Here is a 9,165-nt window from a genome sequence, read left to right as displayed (position 1 = left end):
GACATATTATATTTAAGCCATCTAAGCATACTTATCCACAGCTTTATCTAAAATATAATTTAATAAAGAATAAAAAATTCGCTGAAGCGATTTTCTTCAGTGAATTTTTTGCGCATCTGCCTTTTCTGAACGTATATGAAGAAATTCTGACATGAGATATAATAAAAGCGATATGTTATTGGTGTTCTCAGCACCAAAAGCATATCGCTTTTCCAGTAACCAAACTATTTTACTGTCTTCTACATATGAACAGCTTTTTCTAGTTCTAGTGGCGTTTCTTCTCTTTCTTTCAAGTAATTCACTAGCCTTTCGAACTCCTCAAAGAATACTACTATTACATCACCATCAATAGAATTGTTTATAGCAATATCTAAGGCTTCTAACTCATCAAGAATTATATCTATATTTTTAGATGTTTTATGCTTTAGAACTCCTTTTTCAAGAATCCTAGCTACTTCTCCTTCTTTTCTGCCCCTCTTCTCTAAATCTTCTTTTATATATATTTTATCCAAGTACTTTGCTGATATTTCTCCAACTTTCTCGATGCTGTCATCTCTTCTATCTCCTGGAACGCCTATTACACCAATTAGTCTTTTATGAGGCATCATTTTTAATGATTCCAGAACACAATTATATCCATCTATGTTATGACCATAATCAAGTACTACCTTTATTCCATTTAAGTCATATTCATTAAATCTACCTGGATTTGATTCTTCATCACCTGAAAAAGTTGTAAGTCCTTTTGCAATAATGCAATAATCTAATTTTATACCTACAAGTGCACTACATGCAGCTAAACAATTATATACATTATATTTTAATTGACCATCCCTTGTTATTGGAATATCATTTATATCACACACTAGATACTTCTTACCATTATTTCTTACATATATAGAATTATCAGATACAAAAACAGCTGGGTTTCCATCTTTAATATTGTTTATCAAATATTCGTTATTTTCATTCATTGAAAATAATATCTTTTTCCCTTTTACCCTATCTAAGATCTTTAAACTCCATGGATCATCTGCATTTATAACTGCGTATCCATCTTCTTTAACTTCTTCAGCCACTAAAGATTTGGCAAAGCACAAATCTTCCATAGTATTAATATTATCTATCCCAAGATGATCTTCAGTAATGTTTGTTATAACCCCTACATCTGCTAAGTTATAAGCTAGCCCACGCTTTACTATACCACCTCTAGCTGTTTCTAGTACAGCAACATCAACATCTCTATTCAAAAGTACTGTTTTTGCGCTGGCAGCTCCAGTATCATCGCCTTTATCTATATATTCTCCATTTATGACTATACCTGAAGTAGTGGTCATACCAACACTGTATCCCATAAGAGTTAGTACATGTGAAACCAACCTAGTTGTAGTTGTTTTGCCATTGGTTCCAGTTATGGAGATAACAGGAATATTTACAGGGTGATTATCATACATCATATCTATTATAGCGCCAGCTACATCTCTCGATTTACCTTCACTAGGATAGTGATGCATCCTTATTCCAGGTGCAGCATTTACTTCCACTATAATTCCATTATCTTGTATTGGAATTGATATATCTTCAACACAAATATCTATGCCACATATATCTAAACCTACTGTTTTTGCAACTCTAACACATAATCTTTTATTTTCTTCACTAATATCATCAGTACAATCTATAGCCAATCCGCCAGTGGATAAATTAGCATTTTCTCTTAAAAATACCCTTTCACCTTTAACTGGAATTGATGATATACTAAAACCTTGCCTTTTTATGCAATTCAATAGACACTCATCCATCTTGACTTTAGTAAGAGGTTTTTCATGTTTTTCTCCTCTTCTAGGATCACTATTTAAAACTCTTACCAATTCTTTTATATTGCTAGTTCCATCTCCAACTATATATGGCGGCATTCTTTTCGCAACTGCTATTACTTCGTTATTTACAACGCATACTCTGTAATCATTACCCTTCACATATCTTTCTATTATTATGTCTTTATACTCAGAACTTACTGTTTTGTAAGCTTTTAAAAGCGATTTTTGATCCTTTATATTGAGTATTACTCCATTACCTTTATTGCCAAATTGAGGTTTAAGAACTACTGGATAGCCTATTTTGTCCGCTTTCTGTAATAAATCTATAGTATTAAATACTTTTTCTCCCATAGCAACCGGTATAAACTGATTATATAAAAGATGTTTAGTAAGCATCTTATCGCAGGCTATATCAGCACCGATGCATCTTGTTGAGTCACCTATAGTTGCCCCAATAATTCTTCCTTGCTTTCCATATCCGATCTGATACATGCCTCCTTCACCCAGCTTAATAGATGGCAAACCTCTTTCAGCTGCAGCATCACACAAGGCCTTAGTACTAGGGCCGATCATTTCTTCAGATAGGACAGCTCTAAGATAATCTATTCTTTCATCTAAATTAATTGGATTTTGTGATATTAATGAATTTATTAAATCTATAGCAAGATACATAGCTCCAAGCGCTGTATCTTTATATTCATATTGGATTATCATATAATATAAATCATCTTTTATTTCTCTTGCTTTTCCGTAACTAACATCAATTCCTAAAATATTTTGAATTGCAATAGTAATATGCTCACATATATGTGCAAGATATGTTCCTTCTTTTAGCCTTGTCACGAATCCATTATCTTCATCTATTCCACATCTATGCTTGTATAATTCCGGTAACATATTTACAAGAGTTGAATTAAAGTTCGGTATATCTTTAGATGGAGTCTCACAGTACCCTTCTAGATCAACATCTGCTCTTATGCATTTCTTATGAGAATATATATTCTTTCCCTCATAAACTCGTTCACTAATAAGCTTCATTTTCAGTTCTTTCCTCCTCAAAAGGTGCCTTGCTAACTAGATCAAATCTATGTCCTTTAGCTAATACATGCATTTTTACATTATAAATGCTCAATAATTCTTGTTGATTTTGCTCAGAAACATTGGTATATGTAATCTCACTTCCATCTATTATATAAACTGCCCCAGTGCCTATAACCTTTAAATGGTCATCTTTATGTACTACAATAGCAGTATCTTCATCAATTCCAATTCCTAAAACCTGTGGGTTTTGAGCCACTCCGGCTAATAATCTTCCTATTCTTCCTCTTTGAGAAAAATGCTGATCTATTATGATATTTTTAACCAATCCTAATCCTGGAGACATCTTTAGAGTACACTTTCTAGGAGATTCTTCATCATCACCTATAACAATCATGGTATCACTCATAACAGAAGCACCTGCTGAAGTACCAACCATATAACATCCTCTCTCAGAAGCTCTTAAAAACTCATCATATATTTGAGTTCCACCAATTATGCTTGTTATTCTTAACTGATCGCCTCCAGTAAAAAATATAACTGAAGCTTTTCTTACAATTTCTAAATTTTCTTCTAAGAAACAATCATCTCTATGCTGTACATCTAAAATTTCAATATTTTTAACTCCTATTTCTGAAAAGACTTTAGTATATTTATCTTTAGCTTCCTGCGGCTTTTCTGTTGCAATTGTTGCTACCACTAACACATCGTTTTCTTTATTTATTTTGGAACATACATAATTTAATATTTCTTTATTTCCCTCTTTATCTTCTGCTCCTCCTATTATAATTAGATTTCCTTCAGATTTTATATTCAAAAAAATCACCTCTAATCATGCATTTTTTATTTTATCCATGTTATTTATATTTATTCATTACTTTAGATAGATAATTTTCTTCATACACCAATCTCCATTTCATCAACTTATTTTTTCCAAATCTAATACTAGAGCTATTTCATAGATGTACTAAACAAATCAATAAAGATACCATTTTTGGTATCATTAAAGATTACAGAACTGTACTATCTATTTCTCTGAAGAGATATACTACTTCAATCCTTAGGACCAAAATAAAGCCTTTAATGATTCTAAAAAGCCTTATTTTTATTAACTTTAGCTCTAAGCGATACATCTTTAGTAACTGCGAAAGCAATAATTCTATTTTTTCCTACTAGCCTAAAATCATACTTTCAAAATATGCTAAATAAAAGAAGACAAAAATTAAAAAGATCATTAGATAAATCCTTACCTAATGACCCTTTTTATTAATTATTTATTCACATTAAAGCTCTTCCTGGTATTATAAGCTTTTGATTTACACAAATAGAATCTGGTCCTTCAAGATCATTGATCTTAAGCAGTTCAGCGATTGTTGTATTGAACTTCTTAGCTAAATCCCACAATGTATCATTCTTTTGTACTGAGTAAATTGTAATAGAAGCTTTTTTACCTTGCACTTCCTCTTCTTTTTCTTCCACTTCAGAAATATATTGCTTTTTACTTTGCAAATACACCTTAGCACTGGCATTTATAACCGCTTTTATAGCAATTGTATGGGCTTCTATAGATGCTTGGAGATTCTCTATCCAAGCCTTAACCACAGATTTCATATCAGATTTCATATCTTGAATATCTACTGCAGTAGTAAAAGGAATCTCTGAATTCACATTTGCAACACTATTTTCTGCATCTGCTGTCTTATACATGACATTTACATTTACGATTCCATCAATAACGATCTTATTATCCACAATTTTATTTTCTAAGGATACAACATCGCCTTTAGATGAAAGTATCTGCAAAGGCTCATTAGCGCCATCTTCGGGCTCTATATTATCTTTTACAATTGTTTCATTGCTTCCTTGACCGTGTAAAACTGTCATATCAACATCATCTTTTTTTAATTCCATATTTCTAGCTGGAGAATAAGCATCTTCTATTATTTCTAATTCTTCTTTACTATATACCTTAAGCTCTCCACCTACCAATACTTCGATATCAAGAGTTCTTGCTTCACCTAAGTCATCTTCACCTATGCTATACTCTGAAGCTGCAACCCTAAAATCACCATCTGTTATCATAGAAGAAGAAACATTTTCAGCATCTTCTTCTTTTGTTAGGAATAGATCATCTTCTAGAGGAACTAATTCTCTAGAGTCTGTAGCTTTATACAAAATATCAAGTTTGCAATAACAAGATATTTGTACTCTTCCATCCAAAGCTCTTACTTCCTTTTTATGAAGCTGAGCATTTATTTTTATTATTTTTCCTATTTGTGGTTTATCCATTCCTATTTGCACACTAGCCTTAGTGGATAAATCAAATTTTTTCTCATAAACTAGTTTATCAAAGGCTTCTGATCTCTTCTTAACTTCAATGTCTCCGGATCCTTCAATATCTTTTACAAATTCAAAACTATCTTTTTTGTATACGGTGCACTTTGTTGAGAAAATACATTCCAAGCTAACTTTTCTCTCATTAATTATGTTTGAATTAATATGTTCAACCTCACTCTCTGCATCGCATACCATTCTATGTTCAGCTCCAGCAACATCAATATAGTTTGCAAACTTATCGCTATAACTTATTGTATGAACTCCTAAACCTTCATCTTCTTTCGCTAAGTAAATTACATTGTATTCTACTTGTCCTTCAACATAGACCCTTTCTTGTACTACTTCCTTATTAGTAATAACAGGCTTTGCTTCTACTGTAAGTATTTTCACAACATCTGGATGTGTATCAGGTATTAAGTATTCACCTTTCAGTACTGCATCTGATGCGCTTATACTATAAAGTCGTTCATATTCAATATTTTCTTTTATCACATCTAATCCGGCCAAATTCATCCCTCCCATAATATACCTAATACAATATATATAATAAAGAAATCAATTTTATGATTAAATATGGATATAAATTATAAATAAAATCGCATGTGCAAATTTTGTCGAATATTTTTTATTTTTTTTCCGAAATAAAGTTGACATACTGCAAAATATGTCGTATTATAATATTGGTTATTGACCATATAACCTCTCATAAATTCTCAATACCCTTTTATACCATAGTTGAAAGATGGAAACCCACCATCTTTCTTTTTTTACTCTTTTTGTAATCGTTTAATTTAATTATACTTTAAATATATAAAAAAATACACCATCTATTGTAAAGATAGGTGAACTTTTAACAATTAAAATATTAATATTTTCTTCGCAGAACCATATATATTTACAAGCATTTTATTTTTACTTATCTTTTATATTTAATAGTGATGTTCGTATGTATCAAATAATATTATCAAAAAGAATCTATAAAATAAGAAGATATTGAATATATAATCTAAACAATAAAAAAACTAAGAACCTCGTACGAATTAAAAATAAAGATGAGGTTAAAAATATTTATAAAATAATATTTTATAAATATACCATAACTAAACCAATCTAAATTTTCAACTCGCATATCGAGGTTCTTAATTATCCTTTAAATACAAGCTGTACAGTCTTTGTCAATACATCAGAATAACTATATGTCACAGTCCTTTGGGTGTCAGCTTCTAATCTTATAACAAAAATACTTGGGTACACACTCTCAAGTACTCCATTATTGACTAGAATCTTTCTTCGTCCTCCATTAGCTTTAAGTATAACTTTTTCACCAATATGGCCTTCTATGTCTCTTCTTATGGAAGATAATGTCTTACTCTTTTCCATATGAACACCCTCTTTCCTATTATATTATACTGCTAAGTAAATATTCTGTCAAATTAACCAAATATTTTATCCTATTTATTTTCCTTTGTCAATGTAAATTTTCTATTAATATTTTATGAAATTTTCACATCTTTCTATAGTTTCTTCATAAAAATAAAATTTATTCTTTATATCTATTTTTTTCTTGTATCATATATATAAATATATATAAACCAAAAGTTGCATAGATTTAAGTTAAATTATTTTCATCATTTAAAGCTATTAAAGCCATCTCTAATACTATAGAGATGGCTTTAATATTAAGACCTTATTATCTTATTAAGTAAATTGTATATTTTTTCTATACTTCTCTAGTTTATCAATTGCCTCCCGATAGAAATATTGGTTTAGATTTTTCTTCATAAGTTCAAGGAACTGACTTGTTAAATTATTTGATATATCTAACCTTATCTTTATGTCATAACACTCTACAATCAATCGTCTTGTTATTGAATTAAATCTAATGTCTGTTACCTCATCCCATTTTATAAATTCAACTGCTTTAAGGATATTTTTATACTCTATTCCATCATCATTCACACATATTGCAGTATTCTTTGAATATATAAGAATATAAGAGCCACAGATAAGAGACGTTAAGCCACAAGTTATCAATAAGATATCTAAAATTATGCTATTAGTATAAATACCTATTATAAATAGAATTATAGAAAATGCAATTAATATAATTCCATATAAAAAATACTGCTTATCCTCTTTTATAAAAACTTTGTTACTAATTTCTTCATCCTTCAATGAAGTATAATTGAGATACATGCTTATCCCCTTTATTAGAATTGCAAGGGAAATCACAGCCATTAACACCATTTCAAACCACTCCCTAAACTATATTTACTGTTAACCCTCCTATAGATTTTTAGAGGAGGCTTCAAAACATAAATTTCTTTATGCTTTAGCACATCTATAGTATTCTATAAAAAAAATAAAATCCCTTCCATTTTTTTACAAATTAAAAAAAGTAAAATACTTTTTTTATAAGTTTCTAATTTGTTCTTATAAAAATATTATAAAGTCCATTTTAAATTGTATTTATAGAGTTCATAATTCGGTTATTACCAAAATATTATCTAGATCATACTCTATTAAAAACAACAAGACAGCCTCAGTGATAAGGCTGCCTAAATTAATCTAAATGCTTTTAATATTTAAATCATAAAGATTTACTATGATAGATATTCTTCATAATAATTAAATTACAAAGAAATTACTTTAGACCATTTTCATAGCTTTCTATCATTTTTTTAACCATGTATCCACCAACTGAGCCATTTTCTCTTGAGGTCAAATCACCATTGTAGCCCTCAGTTAAATTAACTCCTAGTTCTCTTGCAGTCTCAAACTTGAATTGACTTAATTTTTCTTTTGCTTGTGGAACTAAAACTCTATTTCCTCTGCTTGCCATGATAATGTCCTCCTTCATATAATTTATTTTTTTGTTACACTAGTATGTTGCTCTTTATTTGGTTTATTATTATGTGTTTCTATTGGAATTTTATTTAGCATTATCCATTACTTCAAATAAAATAATATAATAAAATTCAATTTAATGTTTAAGTAGCTAATTTATTAGTAACCAAGTGTATTAACTCTGCATATATTGTATTATGAGCTAATTATTATAGATTTACTAAGTGATTTATTTAACTTTCAAAGCTAATTTATATCAAAACTTCTATAGTATTAGCCCAAAACTTTAGGATGAAATTACGAGGTGTAAAGAGATGGCATATAGTAATAATGAAAAACAAAAAACTCCAACAGAGATTTATGAGTTGATCGCAATATTGATCCAAAAACAAGAACAATTCCAGGCTCAGTTGCAGAAACAATTCCAGCTACAAGAACAACTACAGGAACAGCTTCAACATCAGTATCAAGATCAACACCAATATCAGGATCAGGATCAACATCAAAACCAAGGTCAATCAGATTATGAAACAGATAGCGTTACTTTTGGCGATATAGGAAACAATACCGTTAGAGTTAATATAGATAACTATTCTATAGCAGTGCTTGCATTAGTATTTCTTGGATTATCAAGAGGTGCTTTAGAAGGCGATGATCTTAAAGGCTATATTGATGCTTTAATAACAAAGAGTAGTTTTTCAGAATAATATATTTTAACGGAGTCTAGAGAACATCTCTAGGCTCTTTACTATATAGTTAAAACAACAGAACAATTAGTTAATCTTAGAGCTAAAATTTAAAAAGTATCCATTTACATGTACATATCTCATATTTTATCTCATATAATCTTTCACTTCCCCCTATTATGCTTTGGCAGGTAAAGATAAGCATATCATTTCCTGCAATACGTTCCTTGTCTAATTTGACAACCCTATCAATTCTTATCACATAGTCTTTGTCATCTCTAACTTTAAACCTTACTGGATGAGGTTTTCCACTTATATCAAACCAAGCCACTACTTCTATATTTTTAGCAATGATCTTCATCACAACACCACCCGTACATATGTTCGTATACTATATATATTACCAATGTCTTCTTATATTATCAATATATTTAATT

8 protein-coding genes are annotated in these 9,165 nt (G+C 29.9%); 1 reads left to right on the top strand and 7 read right to left on the bottom strand.

Annotated elements, in window-relative coordinates:
- Positions 1–239: 239 nt before the first annotated feature.
- From cphA to GXK57_RS16055, 6 genes are all read right to left on the bottom strand, one after another.
- Positions 240–2,858 (bottom strand): cyanophycin synthetase, encoded by a 2,619-nt coding sequence (cphA, locus tag GXK57_RS16080; protein ID WP_160678338.1) that lies wholly within the window; start codon positions 2,856–2,858, stop codon positions 240–242.
- Positions 2,845–3,675 (bottom strand): cyanophycinase, encoded by an 831-nt coding sequence (locus tag GXK57_RS16075; RefSeq protein WP_160678336.1) that lies wholly within the window; start codon positions 3,673–3,675, stop codon positions 2,845–2,847. Before GXK57_RS16075 ends, cphA begins: the two co-directional genes overlap by 14 nt.
- Before the next feature lie 461 nt (positions 3,676–4,136).
- The gene (locus GXK57_RS16070; RefSeq protein WP_160678334.1) at positions 4,137–5,702 is read right to left on the bottom strand and encodes an SPOCS domain-containing protein; all 1,566 of its coding nucleotides are present in this window, start codon (positions 5,700–5,702) and stop codon (positions 4,137–4,139) included.
- Between the two features lie 636 nt (positions 5,703–6,338).
- Positions 6,339–6,575 carry a Veg family protein gene (locus GXK57_RS16065; RefSeq protein ID WP_128212223.1) on the bottom strand — a complete coding sequence of 79 codons (237 nt, stop codon included), beginning with the start codon at positions 6,573–6,575 and terminating at the stop codon, positions 6,339–6,341.
- A gap of 318 nt (positions 6,576–6,893) precedes the next feature.
- Positions 6,894–7,442, bottom strand: a complete 549-nt coding sequence (locus GXK57_RS16060) for a hypothetical protein (protein WP_160678332.1) — start codon at positions 7,440–7,442, stop codon at positions 6,894–6,896.
- Positions 7,443–7,839: 397 nt separating this feature from the next.
- Positions 7,840–8,037 carry an alpha/beta-type small acid-soluble spore protein gene (locus GXK57_RS16055; RefSeq protein WP_128212221.1) on the bottom strand — a complete coding sequence of 66 codons (198 nt, stop codon included), beginning with the start codon at positions 8,035–8,037 and terminating at the stop codon, positions 7,840–7,842.
- Positions 8,038–8,356: 319 nt separating this feature from the next.
- On the opposite strand from GXK57_RS16055, the gene GXK57_RS16050 reads away from it, so the two are divergent.
- A complete protein-coding gene (locus tag GXK57_RS16050; protein WP_160678330.1) occupies positions 8,357–8,749 on the top strand; it encodes a hypothetical protein in 393 nt (130 codons plus the stop codon).
- An 82-nt stretch (positions 8,750–8,831) separates the two neighbouring features.
- On the opposite strand, the gene GXK57_RS16045 is transcribed toward GXK57_RS16050, so the two are convergent.
- A complete protein-coding gene (locus GXK57_RS16045) occupies positions 8,832–9,089 on the bottom strand; it encodes a hypothetical protein (protein WP_160678328.1) in 258 nt (85 codons plus the stop codon).
- Between the last annotated feature and the right edge of the window lie 76 nt (positions 9,090–9,165).

Origin of the sequence: Clostridium sp. C8-1-8 (assembly GCF_009928445.1) — a bacterium.
Classification (GTDB): domain Bacteria; phylum Bacillota; class Clostridia; order Clostridiales; family Clostridiaceae; genus Clostridium_AR.
The sequence above is the reverse complement of the archived record's forward strand: the minus strand, read 5'-3'. Positions and strand labels throughout refer to the sequence as shown.